Origin of the sequence: Zongyangia acetica (assembly GCF_038739695.1) — a bacterium.
Classification (GTDB): domain Bacteria; phylum Bacillota; class Clostridia; order Oscillospirales; family Ruminococcaceae; genus Zongyangia; species Zongyangia gallinarum.
On the sequence record NZ_JBBEWN010000041.1, the window covers coordinates 1 to 1,502 of the forward strand.

General features: G+C 48.8%; 3 protein-coding genes. All 3 read right to left on the reverse strand.

Annotated features, from left to right (window positions below; all coding sequences use genetic code 11):
* Positions 1-84 precede the first annotated feature (84 nt).
* The 3 genes from WGC32_RS14960 to WGC32_RS14970 all read right to left on the reverse strand — a co-directional run bounded on the left by WGC32_RS14960 (position 85) and on the right by WGC32_RS14970 (position 1,303).
* Positions 85-390 (reverse strand): hypothetical protein, encoded by a 306-nt coding sequence (locus tag WGC32_RS14960; protein WP_342683065.1) that lies wholly within the window; start codon positions 388-390, stop codon positions 85-87.
* Between the two features lie 258 nt (positions 391-648).
* Positions 649-792, reverse strand: coding sequence for a hypothetical protein (locus WGC32_RS14965; RefSeq protein WP_342683066.1), 144 nt, complete (start codon positions 790-792; stop codon positions 649-651).
* A complete protein-coding gene (locus tag WGC32_RS14970; protein ID WP_342683069.1) occupies positions 785-1,303 on the reverse strand; it encodes a hypothetical protein in 519 nt (172 codons plus the stop codon). The genes WGC32_RS14965 and WGC32_RS14970 overlap by 8 nt, the downstream gene beginning before the upstream one ends.
* Positions 1,304-1,502: the final 199 nt, after the last annotated feature.

Genomic DNA, 1,502 nt, shown 5'->3' on the forward strand with positions numbered 1-1,502 from the left:
CCATCCAATGTATCCCCAATTGCTTCCTCCGGGATTTCTCCCGCTTCCACCGCGTCCAGGAACGCCTGGTATTCCGCTGCTATCTCATACAGTTTCATTCCCGCATCCTCCTTCTGTTTGATCGCGCTGTATCTTGTACAGCTTTGCCCGCAGCTCTTCCACTTCCGATTTGAGCCGTTTGTTCTCGTTGTCCCGCTCATACTTATCCTTGTTGGCTTTCTCGATATCCTGTCTTTTAGTCGCTGCCTGTGAGACAAGCTCCCTGTATTCATCCAAGGTAATTGTCACCGTTAGTTCTCTTTCAGCGACAAAATTCTCCTGCTTATACGCATAGGACTCCATTTTCTTGTCTAACACAGCGCTTATCATGTTTACGCTCTCATTTCCCATTGACCTTTCCTCCTTTTTCCGTTACAATGATATTGAAAGTTTTTACTTGTGCGCCTTTGGGGAGTTGCCGCTCCTCAGGGCGCTTTTCTTTTTCTTCCCATCATGACATAGGACGGGTTCTTGAGGTGGTATATGTCCAATTCCGACATCTTGAACTGCTCTTTGAGCCATTTTTCCTTCTCCTTTCTTTCCTCGTTTTGCCGCTTTAGTATCTCGCAATGGTCTTGGCAAGCCGGGTGGCGGTGAGGACAGTCTCTCCTACATCTTTTTGTCCTCATCCTTCGCTCTCCCTATATGTACGATGAGCCACTCCGCTAGCCTCTCCGGCAGATGATCCGCGATCCACCCCGCCAGCGTTCCGAAGAAGAACATCCCCCCCAGCGCGAACATCATCTCAAGCATCCGTGCCACCCCTCATTTGTTCTTTTGCCATTTCTATGGCTAATTTGTACATCTTCCCATGATGGTTGTTACCGTGGGTTTCTTTTACCTTTGCCGTAAACTCCTTGATATCTCCGCTAAAACATCCACACTTTACATAGATTTTCCCATCTTTTCCTCGAAAAAATGTTGTGTAATCATCTCTGCTTCCTATCGGGCCAATAACTAAGATGTGCCATGGTTCGCAGACCCAAGCGTTACCGTAGACCTGAGCGTTATCGCAGACCCAAGCGTTACCGCAGACCTGAGCGTTACCGTAGACCAGAGCGTTACCGTAGACCCAAGCGTTACCGTAGACCTGAGCGTTACCGTAGACCCAAGCGTTACCGCAGACCAGAGCGTTACCGCAGACCTGAGCGTTATCGCAGACCCAGCAATTGCCAGCATGAGACAGATTATTTTCTGATTCCACCCATCCGCCCTTTTCTCCTACACGCACTAGCGCGCCATCGGAAGTGGTAAAATCTCTCAAAGCCTCTATCCTGTGAAGTGTCCTTCCCAGAAATTCAACGGTTTCATCTGTTAATCTATATTTCTCTTCCATATTCCTTCATCCTCTCTGTCACCTCTTCGCTGTAGCTTGTCCTGGTGACTCCACCCTCCCATAGTTCTTTGGCTCGTCCTATCCCGCAATTGTAAGCCATCAGCCGCTTGTGCGGATCCTCATAGTC